This window comes from Desulfopila inferna, from assembly GCF_016919005.1.
Lineage (GTDB): Bacteria > Desulfobacterota > Desulfobulbia > Desulfobulbales > Desulfocapsaceae > Desulfopila_A > Desulfopila_A inferna.
Genome location: NZ_JAFFQE010000001.1, coordinates 40,657 through 63,884 on the forward strand (window position 1 = coordinate 40,657; position 23,228 = coordinate 63,884).

Consider the following 23,228-nt stretch of genomic DNA (forward strand, 5'->3'; position numbering starts at 1 on the left):
TATGGAACTTTTAGCTCCCGCAGGAAATATCGAGAATTTCCATGCAGCCCTGCTGGCCGGTGCCGACGCTGTTTATGTGGGTGCGCCAGGAATAAACGCCAGAAATCTCAGCAGAGACCTCTCCTTAGAGGAGATCTGGGCGATGATCGACTTTGCCCACCAGAAGGGCAAAAAGGTCTTTCTCGCCGCAAACAGCCTTATTCTCGAGCGAGAACTACCCACTCTGATAGAAACCCTTGCCCTAGTGGAAAAAATGCAGCCCGATGCCCTGATCGTTCAGGACTTCGGCCTGATGCAGCTTATCCGCCATCATTTTCCCGATCTGACCATGTATGGCTCCACTCTGATGGGCGCAAGCAGCAGTGAAAGTGTCAAGGCACTTGGTGCGATGGGATGTAAGCGGGTGGTACTTGCCCGGGAACTCACCTTGAAGGAAATCTATGACATTCGCCGAAAGACGGAGATTGATCTGGAGATATTTATCCATGGAGCGATGTGCTACTCCTATTCGGGCTTATGTCTTTTTTCCTCATTCCTGGGAGGGAAAAGCGGATTGCGCGGACGATGCGTTCAGCCCTGCCGCAGAGCCTATAGCTGGAGAGGCCAGGGTGGGAAAAAGAAGGGCGGCAGAGGAGGAGGCGGCAGTTATATCTTTTCCATGAATGATCTGGCCGGCTTTGAGGCTGTCGCCCAACTGAAGGAAATGGGAATTTCTTCGCTGAAAATTGAGGGCAGACTTCGCTCAGCGAATTATGTCAGCAAAATTGTCGAAGCCTACAGGCTGGTCATTGATGCCAATGATTCAGAACGACACCGGGCCATAGCAACCGCGACAAAACTGGCGGATGAAGCCATGGGACGGAAAACTTCGTCGGGATATTTTTTCTCTCCACAACCGCAGGAGGCCATTACTCCTCAGCATTCCGGTAATATGGGCCTTCATCTGGGATCATTCTTTTCAATCGGGTATAAAAAGGGATCGCTGCTGGGCAAGATTAAGCTCAAATATCCCTTGAATATCGGTGACCGGCTGCGCCTTCATATCGAATCCAGCGGCGAGAGAAAAGCATTCACCGTGCATCAAATGCTGCTTGACGGTAAAGAAGCCGAATCGGCACCATCCGGAGGCAATGTGCAGATTTTTCTGCCGGAGGATCAGGAGGCGATAGAAACCAGCAGAGTAGAACTATTCAAGCTTGATGAAAAGAAGAGTTCTACACCTCAAGTTGGCTTCCATGAAGCGATTGTGAGATTCAGGAAGAAATTCGAACAGATACGCGGTCAGCAGAAAAACGCAGTTCGTGGTTTGCAGCGCCACATTTTGCCGACCGAGCAAATAGCTGCCAGCCCTGATCCCCTGATGTCGGGGGGAAAAGGGAAAAAGGGCATAACCCGCAGTAACACACCTGATTTGTGGCTCAGGGTCGAATCCGATAAACTGGTTACCGGGAAGCTTCCCTTTCGGGCCGATGTCTTTTTGCTGAGCTTTGATAAAAGAATGCTGAGCCAGTCGGCAAATATCAAGAGATTTCTCGGCAAGAGGAGCCGCAATGTAGTATGGGCGCTGCCTCCGGTGATGTGGGAGAAAGATATCGCCAGATACCGCAAGCAGATCAGTCTGCTTATTCGATCCGGCTTTCGTAGTTTTCAGCTGGGCCATATCAGCCAGACGCGTCTTTTCGGAAGAGAAAGGGTTCATCTCTATGGCGACTATACTCTCAACCTGGCCAACAGCCAGGCGCTTTCCGCTGCTTCCGCTGTGGGGCTCGAGGGGACACAGGTTGCCGTGGAAATGGATCGCACCGCTCTGGCCGTGCTCATACGAAACCATAAAAATCGTACCGCAGAGACAGGGGCCAGGGCGGTCGGCCATCGCAAGATACGGCTGGGGTTAACGGTATATGGCGCTTTGCCGCTCTTTACTTCCCGTCTGAACAGCCAACATTTCCAGTTCAATAAAAATCTTGTCAGTCCCAAGAATGAGGAATTTTATTTAACCAAGAAGGATGGCATGGTGGCCACCGTACCAACCCGTCCGTTTTCGCTGTTGGGATATCTTCCCGAACTGCAGGATATGGGACTGGATTACGTGGTAATCGACACTACTTCCCAGCGCATGGGAGAAAAGGAGCTGAAAGAGTTGGCGGACAGAATCTCCGGGACCGGAAAATTCCGCAAACTTCCCACCTTTAATTATCTGGGGAAACTGGAATAAGTTTCCCTGACTAATTCGTCGGTCTGGGCTTAACTTCATCCAGACGGCGCATCCCTTCCATGAGCAATTTCATAAAATAGCCGATCTCGGGAGTTTCAAACTCTTCGGGAGGGATTCCCGGAGTGAAACGAAACCTCCCACCGTATTCTTTGAGAATTTCGTAAAAAGCAGACTCGCCGCTGAGTTCAGCGTATTTGGCCTTGATCAGAGAACCTTGCCGGAAAGAGAAGCGCGCTGTTCCCTTGGAAAGTTCATTGATTGTAAGGATTCCTGTCTTGCAATTCATGTTAAGCGTCTGAAAAAGAGCTTCAGCCGGAATGTCGGAAAGGTTGCCTATCATTCCCGAAGAGAGATCGGCTGCTCGAATTGTATTGGATTTATTGAGCCTGTTTGCCATGATTCGTGAAAAATAGAGTTGAACCGTCGGATACCGATCAATGATTTTTGTGAAGTTGTCCCGATCTATATAGAGGATGGAAGCTGGTTCCTTTACCTGAATCGTGGCGCTGACCCGTTCATTGCAGATCAGACTCATTTCACCGAAAACATCTCCTTTTGAGAGGGTAGAGATGGCGATTCCGCCTTCATTGAGGACGCTGACGCTTCCTGATGCAATGATAAAAAAATTGCCCCCGACTTCACCTTTGCGAATAATGATGTCTCCGCTCTTGAAGGTCTTCATCCGGAAGTATTGCATTACCTTGTCGAGATTATTCTGATCTATGCTCTTGAAGAAGGCGAAGCCGCTGAGAAGATTCATCATCGAGGCCAGTTCATCGGAGAGAATGGCATCATTATCCTCCAGGGAAAATAAATCATCCTTGTTATGCTCCAGCCGGATGGAGCCGGTGCAGCCGCTGCAGTTAATCATGCAGACCGGAATCTTGTCACCCCGTTCGTATTGAATGATAAGGCGGGTAAGGTCGGCATTGAGAATTTTACAGCTCTTTCTTTCATACGGAGTGTGCACCACAGATGTGGTAATGTAGGAATTATCCTCATCGCTCTTCATGGCGATGGCAATTCCGGTAACACAGAAAGTATCGCCATAATTGAAATGGGGACATTTTCTGTTTTCTACAACTCTGAATTTAACTTCAGGAAAACCCATTGATAGACTTCTTCCGAGTAATATCTTTATCTTAAGTATACAACACTGTCGAATCGATTTTGCTGACTAATCAATCTCCTGTGTCTTCTCCGCGATAATTTTATGTTCATATCTCTTAAAATACATGGAATCGACAGTTTTCGCACCTCAGATTATCTAATAAAATTCTGTTAAACTTGGAAAAGTCTCGATCTACGTCGTCGTAGATCTGAAAAGGCAGTTAGTCGTACCAGATGAACCGGCGAATCATGGTTTCCGATACAACGGCTGGTATGGCGAATTTTGGCAGGGTTCTTCTCGATAATTTCGATTATATTTCAGTGATCAGCAAACGTCTTGAAAAAACATCATGATCTCAGGAAAGATGTTGACTTAAGAGCATTACTGCATTATATGTTTCTATCTTTGTTATCTGTCTATTATCGAAAAGATTGACAGCGTGTCTTATGTTTTAACGTATTTCTACATACAAGATTTCCGGAAAAACCGGATGCACTATATGAGAGTAATTCAGAGGAGGAATTAATTCGTGGCCAATCATAAATCTGCAGAGAAAAGGAACCGCCAATCCCAGATCCGGCGTTTGAGAAATCGGATCAATAAAACCAAAATGAAAAATGCGATACGGAAAGTTAATGAAGCCGTTGAAGCAGGTTCTGCAGAGGAGGCAAAGGTGGCTTTGCAGGCAGCTATCCCGGTTATTGCCAAAACAGCATCTAAAGGAACAATTCACAGACGGAACGGTTCCCGGAAAATCTCTCGACTCTCTAAGCGTGTAAATAAGCTGGAAGCAACCGCATAACAACAGAGACAAGCATAATAGAAGAATGGGCATCCTGTGATTTGCTCCGTTCTTCCTGATGATTATGAAAGGGGATGAAAACTACGGTTTTTCATCCCCTTTTTTTCTTTAAATCGGCAAAGCCTTTCCCCTTATAAAATGTTGCAGCCATTCGCCGAGATCGTTTTCCTGGAAATGTGGTAATTCTTAAAAAACGTGGTATGTTGAGGTCTATCAATGGAACATTATACAATCACTATTCAATACTAAGATGCCCTACAATACATATTTTCCTGAATATCAGAAATTCAAAGCGATTGCCTCAGCAGCGGATCTTGTTCCCGTTTATAGAAAAATAGTTGCGGATCTCGATACTCCTCTGACGATTTTTGCCAAGGTCGATGACGACCATGAGCATATTTTTCTTTTCGAAAGCATGGAAGGCGGTGAGAAATGGGGAAGATACTCTTTTATCGGCTTTGATCCTCTGCTGAAATTTTCCTCGAACGGCAACCGCATATCCAGCGAATATGTTGATGAAGGCCTCCGCAAAGAATACCGGGATGTCAATCCCCTGGAGGTGCTCAGGGATATTATCGAGGGCTTCAATGCATTTGAATCTGAAGATCTGCCTCGTTTCTGCGGTGGCGCTGTCGGTTTTCTCGGATATGACATGGTCCGTTTTATGGAGGAACTGCCGGACAGGCACCGACCGCTTGATCTTCCCGATTGTTCCTTTATAGTTCCCAGAATTGTGCTGGTGCATGATAGTTTTAAGCAGACGGTAACCGTGGTTTGCTGGACCCATTCCCATGCTGAAGGGAAAACCGAAATCGTATATGACCGAGCTGTTAAAAAAATCGATTCTGTTATCGAACGCATTCAGGGACCGGTTCCCGAAAAATATTTTTCCCTAAATTCCCGCAACGGAAATAAAGCCGTTCATGAGTTTACCTCGAATATGTTGCCGCAGAATTTTCATCAGATGGTCGAGGCGGCACGTGAATATATTCTCGCCGGAGATATTTTCCAGGTGGTTCTTTCGCAGCGCTTTCATACCAAAACCGATTTATCTCCTCTACAAATATACAGGGCTCTGCGCCATATCAATCCAAGTCCTTACCTCTTTTTCCTGAAGCTCGGCGATCTTATCCAGATTGGTTCATCGCCCGAAATCCTGGTACGCAAGGATGGCAGCTCTATTGAACTGCGACCTATAGCCGGTACCCGGAAACGTGGTGAATCCGTTGAAGAAGATGAGGCCCTGGAAAAAGAACTGCTGGCCGATCCCAAGGAACTGGCTGAACATCTCATGCTTGTTGATCTTGGCAGAAATGATGTGGGCAGGGTTGCAGCCGCCGGCAGTGTCGAGGTGCGGAATCTCGCGGTAATCGAACGGTACAGTCACGTGATGCATATTGTATCAGGGGTTCATGGAACCATAGCAGAGGGCAAGGATCAGTTTGATGTCCTCACTGCCTGTTTTCCTGCCGGAACTGTGAGTGGCGCCCCGAAAATCCGCGCCATGGAAATTATTGATGAACTTGAACCGACCAGGCGAGGGGCCTATGCAGGTTCGGTCGGGTATTTCGGTTTCTCTGGGAATATGGATTTCTGCATCACCATACGTACCTTCGTTATGCAGGGAAAAGATTTGTGGATTCAGGCAGGGGCAGGTATCGTCGCGGATTCCGATCCAGAGAGGGAATTTGAAGAAACCGTTAACAAATCAATGGGCCTGAGAAAGGCGGTTGAATTGGCGGAGAAGGGGCTTTGAGCAGATGATCGCTATAATAGATAATTACGATTCGTTTACATATAACATAGTCCAGACCATTGCCGGAAGTTACAAGAAGGCAGGCTGTAAAGCCGATATTCGGGTTTTTCGTAATAATAAAATTAAGGTAGAGGAGCTTGAAGCCTTAAATCCGGAAAGACTGATCATCTCCCCTGGTCCCGGTGAACCTGCGGATGCCGGCATCTCTGTAGAAGCGATCCGGTATTTTTCAGGAAAGATTCCTATCCTGGGCATCTGCCTTGGCCATCAAGCCATTGCTGAAGCATTTGGCGGGGTTACCGTTAGAGCAGGCAGAATTATGCACGGGAAAACAAGTCCTATCCACCATGACCAAAAGGGCATATTTTCTGGCCTGACCGATCATTTTGACGGCATGCGCTATCACTCACTGGTGGTTGAAGAGGAATCACTTCCCGGTTGCCTGACAGTAACCGCGCGGACGGACAGGGGAGAACTGATGGGCCTGCGCCACAAATCTCTGCCGATCGAAGGTGTGCAGTTTCACCCGGAATCAATTATGACCAGAGCAGGGATACTGTTGCTGGAAAATTTTACCTCTCTTGATTATCTGCAGATAGTGAAAATGGCGCAGAATTTTGAATAATGGGCGGGCGGGCGTAAATACAATGAGCTGAGGACATAATGGATATCAAAGCTGCCATAAATGAGGTTATTTGCGGGAAGGACCTAAGCGAAAAACAGATGTTTACAGTGATGAACGAAGTAATGAGTGGAGTGGCGACTCCGGCTCAAATAGGCTCCTTCATCACAGCCTTGCGTATGAAAGGGGAAACGGTCGAAGAGATCACCGGTGCCGTCCGGGTGATGCGGGATAAAGCCACCAGAATAGAAACCGGAGTTGATATTGCCGGGGAAGGAATTGTGGTCGATACCTGCGGAACAGGCGGTGACGGGTCCGGCACCTTCAATGTTTCAACGACCTCGGCCTTCGTAGTGGCCGGAGCCGGAATCACTGTTGCCAAACACGGTAATAGGTCGATATCAAGTAAATGCGGCAGTGCCGATGTTCTGGAAGCGGCAGGTGTTATTCTTAATCTGTCCCCTGAGGATATCGGTAATTGCATTCAGCAGGTTGGAATAGGATTCCTTTTTGCTCCGTCACTGCATGGCGCCATGAAATATGCCATTGGGCCGAGGAAGGAGATTGGAGTGCGGACAATTTTTAACATCCTGGGGCCATTGACCAATCCCGCAGGGGCCAATGTTCAGGTTCTCGGAGTATTTGCGGAAGAACTCACCGAACCCCTGGCCAAGGTGCTCGGCAGGCTGGGGTGCAAAAGGGCTATGGTTGTTCATGGAGAAGGCAATCTCGATGAATTGACAATTACCGGCCGAACCCGGATATCCGAATATAGAAACGGAAAGGTCGAAACCTATACCATTACACCCGCTGATGTGGGATTGGCATTATCGTCCCTCAGTGATATACAGGGTGGTTCCACCGCTGATGAATCAGCTGAGCAGCTCAATTCCATTCTGGCCGGTGAAAAGGGCCCAAAAAGAGACATGGTGCTGCTCAATAGCGGCGCTGCGCTCATGGCTGCGGGCCGATGTACCGACCTGAAATCCGGCATCGGTCTAGCGGCTGAGATTATCGACAGCGGTAAAGCCGGAAAAAAACTGCAGGATTTAATAGAAATGTCTTTAAGGCTGAGCAGGTTAAAATAACTCCTTTTAGGATATAAGTAACTGGCATCTGCTATCAGTTACCTGCGGTTAATTCATCAAGCGCCCGAAACAGATAGTGCAGGTTTCGAAATTACAATGTGAGACAGACACCAACTACCGAAATATGATTCTTGATATAATTGTTGACAGAAAAAAGGAAGAAGTTGCTAGATTGAAGCAGGGTGGCGTCCATCTCCCTGACGAATTTGCCGAAAGGGAAATAGCTGCACCCCGTGGTTTTCGTGAGTCACTTTTGGCCTTTCCCGGTGTGGCAATTATTGCCGAAGCAAAAAAGGCATCGCCTTCAAAAGGACTGATCTGCAGCGATTTTGATATTGAGAAGATAGTATCTCACTATGAAAATGAAGGCGCCCAGGCCATATCCGTACTCACTGATGTTGATTTTTTTCAGGGCAGCCTTCTCTATCTGCTCAAGGCCAGGAAAAAAATTTCTCTTCCCGTTTTGCGCAAGGACTTCATTATTGACGAGATTCAGGTAGAGGAAGCCTCTCTCTTCGGAGCGGACGCCATTCTCCTCATCGCCGCAATACTCGATGAGAAACAGCTTCGGGATTACTATATCCATGCCAAAGAACTGCAGATGGACGTCCTGGTTGAGGTACACAACGAAGCTGAGCTTGAGAAAACTATGAAAATCGACTGTGATCTCATTGGCGTGAATAATCGCAACCTCAATGATTTTTCCGTCGATATCGAGACCACATTTCGTCTCAAAAAATATGTCCCGGAAACCATACCGCTGGTCAGCGAGTCCGGGCTGAAAAGCAGTGACGATATCGCCAGGCTTCATGATAATGGCATCTGCGCCGCGCTCATTGGTGAATCTCTAATGCGTGCCGGTACTGACGGCGCGACTCCGGCGAGTCTCCGCAACGGATCCCTGAGTTAGCCCAAAATTATGAATTATCGTACCCGTATAAAGATGTGTGGTACCACTCGAATGGATGATGCGCAAGTGGCAGCCGCTTTGGGAGTCGATGCCCTTGGTTTTATCTTTGCGGAAAAAAGTCCACGCTATATATCTCCCGAACTGGCCTTGGAGATAACGCGACAGGTCCCGCCCTTAATCACCAAGGTCGGGGTTTTTGTAGATGGCAATCTCCAGGAGATTGAAGAGATTGTCTATTACCTTGGTCTAAACGGGGTACAGCTGCATGGTGGGGAGAGCCCCTCTTTTTGTGAAAGGCTTGCCTCGGCCATGCCGTCCTGTACTGTTATAAAAGCGATGCGTGTGGGAAAACACAGCAAGCCATCAGACTTTTCTTCATATAAAGATACGGTAAAGGGATTTGTACTCGACACCTATGTGGAGGATAAGGAAGGTGGAACCGGGGAGACCTTTGATTGGAATATTGTGAAGAAGCTGCAGATACGCCACCCCTATATACTTGCAGGCGGCTTGAATCCTGAAAATATCCGCAGTGCTCTTGAAATCACCACCCCCTTCGGGGTCGATGTTAATTCCGGCGTAGAGGATGCTCCAGGCATGAAAAACCACCAATCCCTGAAGAGATTCATGGGTACTGTGACTGATTTCGACCGCTTACGCTTAACACTCAGCGAGCCACAATGAATGCCCCGGAATACCCCTTGGCCAGTAAGGCTTCTTCCGCGCGTTTGGCGGATCGAAGATGAGTCCCGGTAAAAATCTGCACTCGAAAAAAGGTTGAATCCGCAGTTTCAGATCGTTGAATGACTGCCGTATGTCCGGCATCCGTAAATCGTTTCTGCAGCCTGAGGGCGTTAGCTTTTTCTCTGAAAGAACCTATCTGTACATAGAATTCACCTTCGTAGAAGTTCGGCTGGTCGATGATTTTACCGTTATGCGAGGGAGCAAGTGCGGTAATTTCAACCCTGGCCGTTCCTCTGCGCAGTATTCCCAGATGCTTTGCCGTCGTATAGCTCAGATCGATTATCCTGCCGCGTACGAAAGGACCTCTGTCATTTATCCGTACAACTGTTTCTCTGTTATTTTCCAGATTTTTAACCAACACCATGGTGTTCATGGGGAGGATTTTGTGGGCCGCGGTCGTTCCGTTCATATCATACCGTTCCCCGTTGGAGGTTGGGCGGCCGTGGAAACCGGGTCCGTACCACGAGGCTATCCCTGTATCTACATACCCGGTTGATGATGGGATTGGATAATATTTTATATTATTTATTACATATGGCCGCTGGGTAGGAGAGCTAAATACAGCTGCAACGGCAGAATCCCCGCAGGTTAGCAGGACCAGCAAGAAAGAGACGGAGAGTTGGAGAGTTGCTATTACCATTATACATCACATCTAACCCAGCTGAGCTGGATAAGAATCTTTAGACAGATGGTTTCCTTGCAAAAAAACCATCTGTTAGGTACTAAACCAAGCTGAACTGGATAAAAACCTGATTCGTTTTCCTGTGAAAAAACAGAAAAACAATCTGTATCAATAAAGATCCCTGTGTTCATTCAATATTTTCACAATAGTTGTATACCATACTCTGTCCAAATCCATACCCACATTTTTTTTGATTACCCCAAAAATTCAGCATGTACTGGCCCAGGCCGGGCCGCTCTTTTCATCGGAACGCCATAAACCCGCCCTGGCGGCTTCGCTGTAGCCGTCCGGGCTGCAGAGATCAGTGAAAAGAACAGTCCCAACCTCGAGTTGAGGATTAGGGGGTAATCATTTTTTTTAACGAAGAGATGTTTATATTTAAAGCGATGGCGCGTTTCCGTTAGATCCTAAAAATTCAACTCAAAGGAGTTGTTTTTTGTGGTATAACCTGATATATAATTCGACTTTTGGAGGGAAGACACCCTTCTACTCAATCTGCATAATCAGCCACTTTAGCTCAGATGGTAGAGCGGCGCTCTCGTAAAGCGTAGGTCAACGGTTCGATTCCGTTAAGTGGCTCCAAAGATAAGAAGGGCTTTCGGTGTAAACTGAAAGCCCTTCTATTTTACCGGTAAGATTGAAGCGAGGGTATGGAAGAGAAGAATCTACCTAATCGATTAGATATTCTCTATCCATGAGAAATTGCGCCTGGTAATCTTCAAGGGCAAAATCACCGGCACATTCCGAGAATGTATGAATTTTTTTAAAGGCGAGCTGGGTTGACGAGCAGCCGTGCCAACATGATTTTCCCGGCATCGGTACGATAAAACGGATATTGTGGTTGATTACATTCTTTCGCCGGGAAGTGTTTGATTCGGTACCATGTATTTTTTTTATCTTCTTTGTCATAGCTCAACCTGAATGTTCTCGATTTATATTTATTGTCCATCCTGTATAAATTTCTATCAATGTTTTGTGTGGATGTAAATGGGTAGGAATACCTCGGCCAGATTAGGTATAATTACCTATGTGTTGCCTATATCTGTATTAAATACAGTTATATGCCAAGTTCGAATAACATTTATGTGGAGTTGAAAAAAAATAAATTAAATCCAATAAATTCATCACGGAATGATCTCATGATGGGAAAACGAGAGGATGTCACCCAAAGAAGTTGCTCTTTCCTGAATTGCGATAGGAAATTTGGTGGTGTTTTTTTTATGAGATTATCATAATGAGGCGGCTGAGGGGGAACGCATTTCGTACTCGATTCTGGGATACTGTTGATTCTTGAAAACCGTGCCATTGACTGAAAAAACACGACGCAGGAGATCCGCCGTGAGAACTGTCTTTACCGGCCCCTTTTCGTGAACCGTACCATTCTTCAAAACGATAAGCTCATCGCAGAAGGCGGCTGCCAGGTTCAAATCATGAACAGCTGCTATCACGGTTGTTCCGGACTCATTCACTTTTTTCCGCAGTACCCGCATTATTTCTATGGTGTGTTCTATATCAAGATTCGATGTTGCTTCATCAAGCATGATTGTTGTCGTCTCTTGCGCCAGAGCCCGTGCTACTATAACCCGCTGTTTTTCCCCACCTGACAGATGAGTGACCGGACGTTCCCTGAGATGTTCGATATCGAGAAGTCTAAGGACCGAATGAACCATGCTAAGGTCGTGTTCCGAGGGTGACGAAAACCTGGGAATATGCGGATGCCTGCCCATCATGACAATGTCGTAAACCGTGAAGTCAAAGCCAATGGCTATATGCTGCGGCACAAGAGCCAGATGTCTGGCCAGTTCTTTTCTTTTGTAACTCTGCAGCGGCTGCGTTTTGTATTCTATCATTCCGGAGAGCAGTGACCGAGTCCCCATGAGTAGATCGATCAAAGTACTCTTGCCGCTTCCGTTAGGGCCGATAAGCCCGTAAAATTGGCCTTGCCCGAGGGTGAAGGAGAGGTTGTCGAAGAAAATATTCTTTCCGTAGTTGAAAACCCCCTCGCTGATTTTGAAAAGATGGTCGTCCTTCATGTCATTGCGCCCCGAGCTGCTTTCTACGAAAGATATAACAGAAAAAAGGCCCGCCGATAAGTGACGTGATTACGCCTATGGGCAATTCCGACGGCAATACCGCCCTGGTGAGGGTATCGGCGAAAAGGAGGAGCATCGCCCCGGCGAAGAAGCAGGCGGGGAGCAGCACCCTGTTGTCGGCACCCAATATCAGCCTTAGCAGATGAGGGATGATAAGACCGACAAAACCAATGATGCCGGAAATGGAAACACATGCCGCGGTAATAAGCGAAGCACTGACGAGAAGAATTTTGCGAACATTGGCTGTTTCTATGCCCAGGGTATCCGACGTTTTTTCGCCAAGCGACATGATGTTGAGATCGCGGGAGAAAAACATAATGATACCGAAAGAGGGCAGGAAAAGAAGAGAGACCAGCAGAACATCCGTCCATGACTTGCCGACCAGACTGCCCATCAGCCAGAAAATTATAATACTGACGTCCTCATCGGCCAGATATTTAATGAATCCAATGCCTGCTGAAAGGATGGCGGAAATAATGACCCCTGAAAGAATAAGTGTGTTGGAAGAGAGGCGATTATCTGCGGAGGCAAGATAAAAGACGGCATAAAGTGTTGCTATGGCGCCCAAAAAGGCAAACAACGGCACGGAAAACCAGAAGGGCAGCACCAGGCCAAAAATATTAAGTATCAGGGCAATTGCAGCACCGAAGGCCGCACCGGAAGAAATGCCGAGGGTATATGGGTCGGCCAGGGGATTGAGCAATATAGCCTGAAACACACAACCTGAAACGGCCAGCCCTCCACCAACTAAAACAGCGGCAAGAATGCGCGGCAGCCGTACGTCCCAAACGACGAAGGGAAAAACCTCATCTATCGCTGCCGGAATGTCCTTCAGAAAAACATGACTGAAAATGATCTGTATCACTTCCATCGGCGATATCTGCAGGTAGCCCATACCCGTCGCCAGGATGATGCCGCATAGCAAGATAACAAAGAGGAAGAGGTTGATATATATAGACTGTTTCTTTATCAAAACTTTGCTGATGTCTCCAGCGCTGTAGAACATACAAGGGCTGCAGCTAATCTCCTATTGCTGTTTTTAATAGTAGTTGATCATACAGTGAGCATATATCCCTTTAGGATCATTAAACAGCAATAAGTCGCGGCTTGCTTTTGAATATAGCTGCAACTTCTCAAAGATTCTGGCTGATGTTTTCCCGTTTGAGAAAAAAGCCAGGATCTTTACATGCAACTGCTGCAACAGAATCTCGGAAATTGAAGGGCGGCCCTTGATATATCGGGTTGAGTACTTCTCCAGATTAGCCAGTGAGGCAGCAGATCGTATTGCCTCATCAAGACTGCCGAGTTTGTCGACAAGGCCCAACTTTTTTGCTGTTGCCCCGTCAAAAACCCGTCCCTGGGCAATAAGATCAAGTTTGTCTCTTTCAATATTGCGGCCGCTGGAGACAATTTCGAGAAATCTTCGATAGCCATGCTCGATGGTGAGTTGAACGGCATCCTGGAGTTCTTGAGAAAGTGGCTGGGTGAGATTCAGACCGGAGGACAGTTTAGAGGTTCCGATGCCGTCGCTGTATATACCTAAACCGGCCAACGAATCTTCAAACGTCGGGATTGCCCCGAAAATGCCGATCGAACCGGTCAGAGTAGTAGGATAGGCCCATATCTCATCAGCATCGGCGGCTATCCAGTAGCCGCCCGAAGCTGCCATGCCTCCCATGGAAACCACATACGGTTTGCCGCTTTTTTTCAGCTCCAGCAGTTCATGGCGAATTATCTCGGAAGCTATAACGGAACCGCCTCCTGAGTTGATTCGCAAAACAATGGCCTTTATGGAATCATCATTGCGGGCATTATAGAGCAAATTAACCAGAGATTCGCTGCCGATGGTGCCGGGCGGCTGTTCGCCTGTCAAGATATTGCCCTGAGCAACTATAATTCCAACTGAATCAATGGTCGAACCATCATTTCCGTATGATCTTGGTATCTTTTTTAAATACTCTTTGAAGGCGACATGCCTAAAGCCTTTTTCTGCTGAAGGACCGGTAATATCAGCAAGATATGATCGAAGTTCCTGTCGGGTCATTAACTCATCCACCAGATTTGCCTGAAAGGCAAGCCGGGCAGTATCTCCGTCTGACTGTTTCAGGAGTGATGATACCTGGTTGGTGTAGAGCTCGATAGTATCATAAGAGATATCTCTTCTACTGGTGATATCTTTCCTGAACTCCTGCCACAGATTATTGAGCCACACGGAGTTTTGCCTTTTGGCCTCATCGGACATGGAATTTCGGGTAATCGGTTCCACCGCCGACTTGTAAGTTCCGACACGAAATACGTGATAGTTGATCTTAAGCTTTTGCAGGGCGTCCTTGAAATAGAGTTGGTAGGCGCCAAGCCCATGGAGATCAACAAGGCCTATCGGATTGAGAAAGACCCTGTCCGCATAACTTGCCAGCAGATATTTATCTTGAGTATAAAAATCTTCTGCGGCAATGACCGGTTTTCCACTGGTTTTAAAGTTGATCAAGGCCTTGCCTACATCACGGATCTGGCTTATTGAACTTACTCCCATATCGCTCAAGTCAAGCACGATGGAATTGATACGCTCATCCTCTTCAGCGGCATGGATCGCATCGAGTATATCCTGGAGTAAAGTCTCTTCCGGTAATTGTGAAAATCCCAAAAGATCATTAAAAAGCTCGCTTAGAGGGTCTATTATCTGTTTTTCATCGACGATATTGCCTGATATAGTAAGGAGCAAGGCGTTGTTGCTGCCGATTGAGGTATCCTCTTTACTGAAAAATGCCAGGCCGACAACGACGATAATAAATAAAAATATGATGTTGAAGATGATATTCCGGAATATCGTTACGGCCTTGCCACCATATTTAAGTATAGTGAAAACTGATGAGATGAGATCTTTCATAAATGTCTTTTGGCTTTATGTTGGCTGCGTTAAGGAATGTATGTGCGATGGAATTTATCAAATGTACTTTAACCATTTAACAATAGAAATCATTTTGTTTCCATCATGAAATCATATGGCCGCTATTTCTGGAATCCTTGGTGCTCAAATACCCGATATTTTTTTTCAAAGGGAAGCAGAAGTTGTACAGGCTTTCTCAGGTTTCTATCTGAGAGTTTGGAGACGGTGATACCGAGCAATCTGATTTTTTTACGGCCTATCTCCGTTGTTTGTTTCAATCTGTTGACCTCAGAGAAGATTTCCTGTGCGGTCAATACAGGTGAAGAGAGGGTCGATGATCGTGTAATTGTAATGAAATCGTGGTATCTTACCTTTAATGTAATGGTTGTGCCGCAGCATTCTTTGCGTAGCAGCGCCTGTTCCAGTTTTTCGGCAAGATAATATAAAATGTCGGAAATTTCTTTGGTGTCGGAGGTATCCTGGTCCAGGGTGGTTTCGCTGCCGATCGATTTTCTCTCTCTGGTTGACGTGACGGTTCTATCATCCCTGCCCCTGACAATGTCAAAGAAAAATGCTCCGCTTTTGCCAAAGTGCAAAAGGAGATCGGCCTTGCTGAATTGGCGAAGATCTCTACCGAACCGGATGCCGAGATTAGCCATTTTCTTTTCTGTGACCTTGCCGACCCCATGAAATTTTCCCACCGCCAGGGTGTCGAGGAAGGAGACGGCTTCATCAGGTAAAATAACATGAAGGCCGTTTGGTTTATCAAGATCCGAGGCGATTTTTGCCAGAAACTTATTATAAGATACGCCGGCGGATGCTGTAAGACCGGTAGCACTAAAAATCCGTCCTCGGATTATTTCAGCAAGTCTGGTGGCAGATGGGTTTTTTAATTTATTGACGGTGACATCCAGATAAGCTTCATCCAGGGATAACGGTTCTATCATTTCTGTAAACTGGGAGAAAATGGACATCACTTCATCGGAGATCTCTTTATAGCGCTTTATTCGCGGGGGAGTAAAGATTGCCTGAGGGCAGAGTCGTACGGCTTTAGAGGAGGGCATCGCCGAATGAATCCCGAACTGCCGCGCCTCGTAGGAACAAGCTGCAACAACTCCGCGCTTCAGAGGATTGCCACCGACTATGACGGGTTTGCCTCTGAGGCTGGGATTATCCAGCTGTTCCACCGAGGCAAAAAAGGCGTCCATGTCAATATGTATGATTTTACGCAGCGGATTCATAACGTGAGTTGCGGCATCCATAAAATATCGCCGGAGTTATCTGATGTTCAGATCCAAAACGATGACGGTGATTACCAGGTCTTTACAAATACACGCATGTATTTTAATAGATGGAAAAATCCATGGATTATGCTATGACATCCCATAAACATATGCAGCTTAATACGACACACTGTGAGAGCGAAATATTATCTAATTGCATAATACAAAATGTCGTTCATCCTTGCTAACGAAATAGAGAAGAAAAGGCTTTAGTCATGAAGAAGAGAGAAATTATCAGGGAGAGCACTTTGTTCAGTGGTCTGCAGGACCGGCAACTTGCTGATATCGTGGATATCAGCTATGAGAAATCCTTCGGTAAGGGAGAAAATATATTTTTCGAAGGGGATGAAGGCAACGGATTTTATCTGATAGCTTCCGGGAAGATAAAGATTTACAAGATGTCACCCGCGGGAAAAGAACATATTCTTCATATTTTCGGCCCCGGTGAGCCCATTGGCGAAGTACCTGTTTTTCACGGGCATCCTTTTCCTGCTTCCGCTGAGTGTCTGGTGAAAAGCAAAGTACTCTTTTTCCCAAGAGATAAATTTTTCGAACTGGTCAATCGAAATCCATCGATTGCCGTGAGTATGCTGGCCGTTCTTTCCATGCGTTTGAGGCAATTTACCAGCCAGATCGAGAACCTGTCGCTGAAAGAAGTTCCGGCCCGTTTGGCGGGATATCTTTTGTATTTACAGGAAGAGCAGGGTGGGCGCCAGGTTGTTGAACTGGAAATTTCCAAAGGCCAGCTTGCCAGTCTTTTGGGGACCATTCCCGAGACGCTTTCCAGGATCTTTGCCAAGATGAGCGAAGAGGGGCTGATTGAGGTTGAAGGCCGCCGCATAACGATCAAGGATGCGGAAGCTCTGGCCTTTCGCTGATTTTAATAGAGCAGGCGGGTCATCAATGAATGACGAGGTTCATCAATGGGATCGACCAACTCGTGCTGTCTGGGCTGTAAACCGAACATCGCCTGCATATTCTTATCCAGGACCAGTTTATAATCAACTGAAGAAACAATGTTTGCATTGACCGGATCTACCAGCCTGGCAGACAAATAGATGGTTTTGTCGGCCAAAGAATAGGTACCTACGGAGATAGCTTGAGCTGTCTGGCTTTGCCGGATATCCTGAAGGTTCCTCGAGAGCATTTTCTCACCGCTTAAGGGCTCAACCTGCAGTTCATTGCGAAATTTGACTTCCCGGACGGTGTATCCCATCTGCACGAAACGTGAGGTCAGGTGTTCCTGAAGAACCCTGCTGAAGTGAGAGGTCTGGCCAAGATCGTTATTATTGACAAAAGTAGTTGTCAGAATCGGCTGCTCGGGGTGACGGGGTTGGAGGGGAGGGAACGCCTGCTTTTCCAGATCTTCCGCGATCTTATAGGCAACATGGATAAGATTTTGCTCGGAGCTGAATAATCCTGCTACTCTGTTTTCGTTCAACTTTGCGCAGCCACTTGCAAAAAAAAGCAGGGCAATCAGCATAAAGCAATACTTCTGCGAGGCGGATCTGGATAGTCGCAATCCCTGCCAGCTGAATCGAATGTCCGTTTTCATTAGTTTCTTCTCCATATGCCGGACTCGCCTGTACTGGTCAGCTGAATTTCTTTGGATGATCTTCCGCCTTTGTAGTGATGAGAATCAGCACTGTTGATGTAGTAGATGTCTGATGAGCGGAAAAGGTACTTGTTCCGGAAAATCATCGAGGTGGTGATGATTGCCTCCAGATTTGTGGTTTTGGCATAGGTTGTGTTACCATAATCGATGCCTGCAGCAAGAGAAATAGCCATAATTTCCGCCGGCGCATTACGCAGCACCGAAACTGCCGTCGTGAGTGCGGTGAGGAGCCCGGGCCGCACTGTTCGGATACGTCCGGCTTGATGGTAGACCACCTGGACCTTGTAGTCCACCCTAATTGCCTCACCGTCGGCAACGGCACTTGTGGGTATGCCGAATCCTACCAGCTCGGTGATGAGCAAATCCCTGAATCCTTCGTTGAAATCTGTTGTTGTGTTCTCGGCACACGGTTCGGCTTCGCTGCCGCAGGTCTCTTTTACAAACACGGCGGTATCGAGAAAATCGCTCCTGATCAGCTCGTTATTGATTTTGTTGGCAAGGTCCCGGGAGAGAACATTCCAGTGATGAACGGCCTGCATTTTTTCCTGGGTGGAATATTGGTATCCGATCGGCTCCGGGATTCGGCTGCACGATGATAGCAGAAATATGATGGCAAAAGAAAATAAAAGGTACTGCATAGATGCCCCCTCAAAAGTGATATGATACGATTGTATCGGATGGCTGGTGAGAAAATATAGATAAAAATGGATCTTAGAGTGTGTTTTGCAACAAAAGCGGTAAATGGCCGTTTGATCAAAATTCATAAAAGAATTACATTGATCTGTATGAAAAATTTTGATTTTTTTCTTTTTACAAAAACGTGATATCTTATGTCTATTGATCTTCATATTCATTCCCTGTTTTCCGACGGCACCTACACCCCGACGGAAATAGCACATCTTGCTCATAAACGCGGCTTAACGGCTATAGCGCTAACTGACCATGACACCCTGGCTGGAATTGCTGAGTTAATAACCGCCGTTGAACCTTTTGATATAGAGGCGATACCGGGTATCGAACTGAGTGTTGTTCATGGGGAAAACCATTTTCATCTCCTGGGGTATTTTGTTGATCACCTTGATATGGAACTTCACAGAAAAATAGATGTCCTGCAGAAAGCCCGCAACCTGAGAAATGAAAGAATCGTGGCCAAGCTTAAGGGCTTTGGTATTGAAATAACTATGGATGAGATCAATTCTGTTTCCCCAATAGGTCAGACAGGAAGACCGCATATCGCCGAAATATTATGCCGCAAGGGAGTAGTCAAAGATCTCAATACGGCGTTCAGCAGATATCTGAAAAAAGGTGCCGGAGCCTATGTCTCCCGCTTTGTGTATAGTGCGGCTGAGGCCATTGAAATGATAAAAAACAGCGGCGGGGTGGCCGTTCTTGCCCATCCTGTTCAGGATCGACAGTCTTTCCAGCATCTCTCCGGAACTATAGACGAGTTAGCGGAACTGGGACTCGATGGTCTGGAGGTGTATTATCCCAGTCATTCTTTTACTGTTCGCAAAAAATTGAAAGAAATTGCCAAAAGACGTGATATGATAATAAGCGGTGGAAGTGATTATCATGGCCGGATACGACCGGGGACGGACCTGGCGGGTGGAGTAAATGTGTTCGTACCCCCTGAGATACTGGAGCATATGAAAACGAAACGCGCTGTGCCTGGCACTAAATAGACAGCTGCATAAGAAGGTGACCACATTAAATACTTAAACCAGACAATGCCATGTATTCAATCCTAGTCGTTGACGATGAACCGAATTATCTGATTGTGCTCTCGGAATTACTACGTGATGAGGGTTTCGAAGTATATACAGCGCCGGGTGGCAACGAAGGTCTCGAAGTTGTCAGGGAAGTCGATCTTGATCTGGTCATCACCGATATGCAGATGCCGGAAATGGATGGCCTGCAGCTTCTCCAGGAGATAAGAAAGGCCAATGGAGAGTTGCCGGTTATCATCATTACCGCCTATGCTGAAGTTGAAAAGGCGGTCGCGGCCATGCAGGCCGGCGCTTTCAGCTACCTGGCCAAACCGTTTTCCAATGATGAGCTTGTCGTAAATATTAACAAAGCCGCCCAGCACTACTCTCTGCTGCGTGAAAATACCAGGCTGCGCAAGGAGATCAGAAAAACCAATAACTTTGGCGGGATGGTCGGTAAAAACAGCAAGATGGTCGAGGTCTATGAACTTATTGAAAAGGTCGCCCCGACCCCCGCTTCGGTCCTCGTTTCAGGTGAGAGCGGTACCGGTAAGGAGCTGGTCGCTAAAGCGATTCACATTAACTCTCCCAGAGAGTCGCAGCCTTTTATTACCGTCAACTGCGCCGCACTGTCGGATAATCTTCTCGAAAGTGAGCTTTTCGGTCACGAGAAAGGAGCCTTCACAGGTGCCGTGGGTATGCGCAAGGGCAGATTTGAGCTGGCCGACACGGGAACCATTTTTCTAGACGAAGTCGGAGAGATTCCGCTTGCTCTGCAGTCCAAGCTCTTACGGGTCATTCAGGAAAAATCCTTTGAACGGGTTGGTGGAACCAAGACATTATCCGTTGACGTTCGTATTATCAGCGCCTCAAACAGGGATCTTCGAGAAGAGGTGGCGCTGGGCAATTTCAGAGAGGATCTGTTCTATCGCTTGAACGTCATTCATGTCTCGCTTCCGCCGCTGCGTGAAAGAATGGATGATATGCCTCTGCTGGTTGATTTTTTTATCCAGAAATTTGCCGGGCAGCTTGGCAAGGAAGATCTGCGCATCTCACCTGACGCTCTGCGCCTGCTTTTGACCTTACCGTGGGAAGGCAATGTCCGTGAGTTGGAGAATACCATAGAGAGAGCGGCGATACTTTGCGATGGCAATGAGATTCAGGCAGATGATGTGCAGCCGGAATCAATCAGCGTCAAGGCGCATGACAAGTGGAGTGAAGGGGTGGATTTTTTTCAATACATTCCTGACGAAATTGCTCTTAACGATGTGCTTTATACGGTAGAAGAAAACATGTTGAATCGTGCTCTTGATGAAACAGGATTCGTCCAGGCCCGCGCTGCCGAAAAACTCGGCATCACCAAAAGTCTTCTCCAGTACAAGATGAAAAAATACGGAATAAAGAAGAAATAATCGAACCAGTTTTCGTTGCTATCTTCTGGTATCGGGGCTGCCCCAATGCAGCTTATTGCGCAGGATTGAAAAATAATCCCGATGCGGCGGAACGATGAGTTGTAGCGGGTGCTCCGCAGTTTTGATTATCAATCGTTCCTTTTTCCGAACCGTGCCGCTAGGTCTGCCATCAACGATTACATTGGCATTTTCGTTGAAATTACTTTCCTCTATCGAGGTCGCAATTGTTATCTCCGAGGGTAGTAGAATGGGCCTGCTTCCCAGCATGAACGGACATATCGGGGTTACCAGTATGGATGCCAGACCGGGATAGACAAGAGGTCCGCCCGCTGATAAATTGTAAGCAGTGGAACCCGTCGGAGTGGAAAAAATGAGACCATCGGCTTTGTAGGTGGTTATCAGTTCCTCATTAGCCGTGGTGGAGAGTTCCAATATCCTGTCGTAGGAGTTCTTGTTAATAACCACATCGTTGAGGGCATAACCGATAGTGGTTGTCTCATCTCCCTCTATCAGCGCCTTGAGCATTAGCCGATTTTCGACATTGACGCTGTCGGACAGGATGGTATCCAGTGTTCCTTTGGCCTCCTCGCAGGTCAGTTCGGTGAGAAAGCCCAGGTGACCGAGATTGATGCCAATCACCGGAATCGAATAGCGGGCAGCCTGCTCAGCTATCCTCAACAGAGTACCGTCACCCCCCAAAACCACCACGATGCTCAGGTCGGGGTGCAGGACATTCAGGTCTACCGATACATTTCTCTTTTCCAGCCAGCGCTTGAGCTCATCTGCGAATTGAGCAGCAGGCTGATCACCTGACTTGGTGATGATTCCTGCTGAACGTATAGAAAAATTGGATAATCTGCGGAACTGGGAAGAAAAATGAGCCATTTTCACATTTGATAGTCTTGTAAAAGTTGCCACGGAGTTCTCAGATGGCCAGATAAAAAGTTCGATATACAAGGCGCAGTGTTTTTGGCAGGCCTTCGACGATACAGGTAGTATGTCGAAGGTCTGCCAAAAACCTGCAACGCGGGAGATCGGGCTTTTTACGACGCCATCACATTTTACCGAGTTCTTTTGAGCGATTCACTGCAATTTCAACCGCATCCATAACAATTCCACCGAAACCTTTTTTTTCCAGAAAGTGATGGGCGGCAATGCTTGTTCCACCGGGCGAGGTTACCATTGAGCGCAGAACCGCAGGATGCTTTTTCTCCTTCTGCATAAGCCTGGCGGACCCCAGAACAGTCTGAACGGCCATGGTTTCGGCAATATGACGGGTAAGACCGACTTTGATGCCGGCATCTATCAGGGCCTCTATAAAGGAGAAGACGTATGCCGGTCCCGAACCGCTGAGCCCGGTGGCCGCATCAAGATAGGTCTCATCTAATAATACAGAAATTCCTACTGCATTGAAAATACATTCTGCAATTGCCAGTTCCTCGTCAGTTACATTATCGTTACAGCTTATGGCGGAGGTTCCTTCAAGGACGAGGGCAGGTGTATTCGGCATTACCCTGATAATTTTGTAACCGTTGCTGCCCAGCGAGGTCTCGTAGAATTTGATGGGGAGGCCGGCGGCAATTGAGATGATGATATGTGCATTGGTGACATAGGGTTTTGCCGCTTCAATGACATGGCCCATTACCTGTGGTTTTACGGCAAGCAGGATTATATCGCAGAGATCACAGAATTTTTCATGACTGTCCAGACATTGCAGACCGTATTTGGATTCCATATGTTCCCGGCGTATTGAATTAGGTTCAATCAGGTAAATATCTGCCGGAGTATAGAGTTTGGCCGCCATCATTCCTTTTATAAGGGCTTCGGCCATCTGGCCTCCGCCAATGAATCCAATTTTGTCTTTCTTCATATACATCCTCAATCTTTGAGCAAAGTTCTTTTGCCCGGATATTATCGGGGTTCATCGCAGATGGTTGTAATCAACACGCCAATGTACCATTATAATCGCAGCCAGTCCAGATATCTCATCAAGAATCTTATCGCACTTTGCCAAACGAACAGTTTTAACTGGATGAGACCATGCGAGAAGTTATGATTAAATATAAGGAAAATCCGGCAAAAGGAGGACATGGTGGTTAGATTTGTAGAAGGCAAAATTGCGAGATCTGTACTGATAAAAATAGACAAACAATGGTTTATTTTTGGTTAAATTCTTAATAATTGTAAATCTTACTGGCAGTTCCTCCCATAGATGATAAAATAGTTGCATTTCCACACTATTATTATCAGGGAGGGGGAGCGATATTCTCATGGCCTTGCAGAGCAGGGGATTCAGAGACCT

General features: G+C 46.9%; 21 protein-coding genes and 1 tRNA gene. 11 read left to right on the forward strand and 11 right to left on the reverse strand.

Annotated features, from left to right (window positions below; all coding sequences use genetic code 11):
* The first annotated feature begins 1 nt into the window (after position 1).
* A complete protein-coding gene (locus JWG88_RS00165) occupies positions 2-2,215 on the forward strand; it encodes a U32 family peptidase (protein WP_205231660.1) in 2,214 nt (737 codons plus the stop codon).
* 10 nt (positions 2,216-2,225) lie between these two features.
* Here JWG88_RS00165 and JWG88_RS00170 read toward each other — a convergent pair whose 3' ends face one another.
* Positions 2,226-3,326: a cyclic nucleotide-binding domain-containing protein gene (locus tag JWG88_RS00170; RefSeq protein ID WP_205231661.1), complete on the reverse strand. Its 1,101-nt coding sequence runs from the start codon at positions 3,324-3,326 to the stop codon at positions 2,226-2,228.
* Between the two features lie 529 nt (positions 3,327-3,855).
* On the opposite strand from JWG88_RS00170, the gene rpsT reads away from it, so the two are divergent.
* From rpsT to JWG88_RS00200, 6 genes are all read left to right on the forward strand, one after another.
* Positions 3,856-4,128, forward strand: coding sequence for a 30S ribosomal protein S20 (gene rpsT / locus JWG88_RS00175; protein ID WP_205231662.1), 273 nt, complete (start codon positions 3,856-3,858; stop codon positions 4,126-4,128).
* Between the two features lie 250 nt (positions 4,129-4,378).
* Positions 4,379-5,884: an anthranilate synthase component I gene (gene trpE / locus JWG88_RS00180; protein ID WP_205231663.1), complete on the forward strand. Its 1,506-nt coding sequence runs from the start codon at positions 4,379-4,381 to the stop codon at positions 5,882-5,884.
* 4 nt (positions 5,885-5,888) lie between these two features.
* Positions 5,889-6,509, forward strand: coding sequence for an anthranilate synthase component II (locus tag JWG88_RS00185; RefSeq protein ID WP_205231664.1), 621 nt, complete (start codon positions 5,889-5,891; stop codon positions 6,507-6,509).
* A 38-nt stretch (positions 6,510-6,547) separates the two neighbouring features.
* Positions 6,548-7,594, forward strand: a complete 1,047-nt coding sequence (gene trpD, locus JWG88_RS00190) for an anthranilate phosphoribosyltransferase (RefSeq protein ID WP_205231665.1) — start codon at positions 6,548-6,550, stop codon at positions 7,592-7,594.
* Between the two features lie 124 nt (positions 7,595-7,718).
* Positions 7,719-8,504, forward strand: coding sequence for an indole-3-glycerol phosphate synthase TrpC (gene trpC / locus JWG88_RS00195; RefSeq protein ID WP_205231666.1), 786 nt, complete (start codon positions 7,719-7,721; stop codon positions 8,502-8,504).
* A 9-nt stretch (positions 8,505-8,513) separates the two neighbouring features.
* A complete protein-coding gene (locus JWG88_RS00200; RefSeq protein WP_205231667.1) occupies positions 8,514-9,188 on the forward strand; it encodes a phosphoribosylanthranilate isomerase in 675 nt (224 codons plus the stop codon).
* Here JWG88_RS00200 and JWG88_RS00205 read toward each other — a convergent pair.
* Positions 9,172-9,888: a septal ring lytic transglycosylase RlpA family protein gene (locus JWG88_RS00205; RefSeq protein ID WP_205231668.1), complete on the reverse strand. Its 717-nt coding sequence runs from the start codon at positions 9,886-9,888 to the stop codon at positions 9,172-9,174. The genes JWG88_RS00200 and JWG88_RS00205 overlap by 17 nt on opposite strands.
* A gap of 548 nt (positions 9,889-10,436) precedes the next feature.
* Between JWG88_RS00205 and JWG88_RS00210 the strand changes: the two genes are divergently transcribed.
* Positions 10,437-10,512: transfer RNA gene (locus tag JWG88_RS00210), tRNA-Thr, on the forward strand.
* 87 nt (positions 10,513-10,599) lie between these two features.
* On the opposite strand, the gene JWG88_RS00215 is transcribed toward JWG88_RS00210, so the two are convergent.
* The 5 genes from JWG88_RS00215 to dinB all read right to left on the reverse strand — a co-directional run bounded on the left by JWG88_RS00215 (position 10,600) and on the right by dinB (position 16,172).
* The gene (locus JWG88_RS00215; RefSeq protein WP_205231669.1) at positions 10,600-10,839 is read right to left on the reverse strand and encodes a hypothetical protein; all 240 of its coding nucleotides are present in this window, start codon (positions 10,837-10,839) and stop codon (positions 10,600-10,602) included.
* A gap of 320 nt (positions 10,840-11,159) precedes the next feature.
* A complete protein-coding gene (locus tag JWG88_RS00220) occupies positions 11,160-11,963 on the reverse strand; it encodes an ABC transporter ATP-binding protein (protein ID WP_205231670.1) in 804 nt (267 codons plus the stop codon).
* Position 11,964: 1 nt separating this feature from the next.
* Positions 11,965-13,029, reverse strand: coding sequence for a FecCD family ABC transporter permease (locus JWG88_RS00225; RefSeq protein WP_205231671.1), 1,065 nt, complete (start codon positions 13,027-13,029; stop codon positions 11,965-11,967).
* 33 nt (positions 13,030-13,062) lie between these two features.
* Positions 13,063-14,910, reverse strand: a complete 1,848-nt coding sequence (sppA, locus tag JWG88_RS00230; protein WP_205231672.1) for a signal peptide peptidase SppA — start codon at positions 14,908-14,910, stop codon at positions 13,063-13,065.
* A 122-nt stretch (positions 14,911-15,032) separates the two neighbouring features.
* The gene (dinB, locus tag JWG88_RS00235) at positions 15,033-16,172 is read right to left on the reverse strand and encodes a DNA polymerase IV (protein ID WP_240194202.1); all 1,140 of its coding nucleotides are present in this window, start codon (positions 16,170-16,172) and stop codon (positions 15,033-15,035) included.
* Positions 16,173-16,408: 236 nt separating this feature from the next.
* Here dinB and JWG88_RS00240 point away from each other — a divergent pair, with 236 nt between their 5' ends.
* Positions 16,409-17,071 carry a Crp/Fnr family transcriptional regulator gene (locus JWG88_RS00240; RefSeq protein ID WP_205231673.1) on the forward strand — a complete coding sequence of 221 codons (663 nt, stop codon included), beginning with the start codon at positions 16,409-16,411 and terminating at the stop codon, positions 17,069-17,071.
* A 2-nt stretch (positions 17,072-17,073) separates the two neighbouring features.
* Here the strand turns inward: JWG88_RS00240 and JWG88_RS00245 are convergent, their stop codons facing one another.
* Positions 17,074-17,748 carry a FlgO family outer membrane protein gene (locus tag JWG88_RS00245; protein WP_205231674.1) on the reverse strand — a complete coding sequence of 225 codons (675 nt, stop codon included), beginning with the start codon at positions 17,746-17,748 and terminating at the stop codon, positions 17,074-17,076.
* Positions 17,748-18,446: a hypothetical protein gene (locus JWG88_RS00250; RefSeq protein WP_205231675.1), complete on the reverse strand. Its 699-nt coding sequence runs from the start codon at positions 18,444-18,446 to the stop codon at positions 17,748-17,750. Before JWG88_RS00250 ends, JWG88_RS00245 begins: the two co-directional genes overlap by 1 nt.
* 192 nt (positions 18,447-18,638) lie before the next feature.
* Here JWG88_RS00250 and JWG88_RS00255 point away from each other — a divergent pair, with 192 nt between their 5' ends.
* Together JWG88_RS00255 and JWG88_RS00260 are read left to right on the forward strand one after the other, a co-directional pair.
* Positions 18,639-19,490 carry a PHP domain-containing protein gene (locus JWG88_RS00255; RefSeq protein ID WP_205231676.1) on the forward strand — a complete coding sequence of 284 codons (852 nt, stop codon included), beginning with the start codon at positions 18,639-18,641 and terminating at the stop codon, positions 19,488-19,490.
* A 50-nt stretch (positions 19,491-19,540) separates the two neighbouring features.
* On the forward strand, positions 19,541-20,926 hold the full coding sequence (locus JWG88_RS00260; RefSeq protein ID WP_205231677.1) for a sigma-54-dependent transcriptional regulator: 1,386 nt from the start codon (positions 19,541-19,543) through the stop codon (positions 20,924-20,926).
* 18 nt (positions 20,927-20,944) lie between these two features.
* On the opposite strand, the gene JWG88_RS00265 is transcribed toward JWG88_RS00260, so the two are convergent.
* Positions 20,945-21,844, reverse strand: a complete 900-nt coding sequence (locus JWG88_RS00265; RefSeq protein WP_337833091.1) for an NAD(+)/NADH kinase — start codon at positions 21,842-21,844, stop codon at positions 20,945-20,947.
* 136 nt (positions 21,845-21,980) lie between these two features.
* Positions 21,981-22,796 carry a pyrroline-5-carboxylate reductase gene (gene proC, locus JWG88_RS00270; RefSeq protein ID WP_240194203.1) on the reverse strand — a complete coding sequence of 272 codons (816 nt, stop codon included), beginning with the start codon at positions 22,794-22,796 and terminating at the stop codon, positions 21,981-21,983.
* Positions 22,797-23,228: the final 432 nt, after the last annotated feature.